At 70.9% G+C, this 306-nt stretch carries 1 protein-coding gene; it reads right to left on the bottom strand.

Annotated features, from left to right (window positions below; genetic code table 11):
* The coding region (locus tag ACLZOT_RS51520; RefSeq protein WP_416976181.1) for an NAD(P)-dependent oxidoreductase at positions 1-306 on the bottom strand (306 nt) is incomplete at both ends.

Genomic DNA, 306 nt, shown 5'->3' with positions numbered 1-306 from the left:
CTGCGAGACATAGCCCAGGTGGGGGGTGGCGAGGAGGCGGGGGGCCGTGCGCATCGGGTGGTCGTCGGGGAGGGGCTCGGTGTCGAAGACGTCGACCGCGGCGCCCGCGATACGGGCCTCGTGCAGGGCGGTGAGCAGGGCGTCCTGGTCGACGATGGCCGCGCGGGAGGTGTTGATCAGATACGCCGTCGGCTTGAGCAGGGCCAGTTCGGGGGCTCCGAGCAAGCCCCGGGTGCGGTCGCTCAGAGCGAGGTGGATCGAGACGAAGTCGCTGTCGGCCAGCAACTCCTCCTTGGATGCGGCCAG

It is taken from the genome of Streptomyces sp. 4F14, assembly GCF_048159485.1.
Classification (GTDB): domain Bacteria; phylum Actinomycetota; class Actinomycetes; order Streptomycetales; family Streptomycetaceae; genus Streptomyces.
This window is presented reverse-complemented; position numbering and strand designations above follow the sequence as displayed.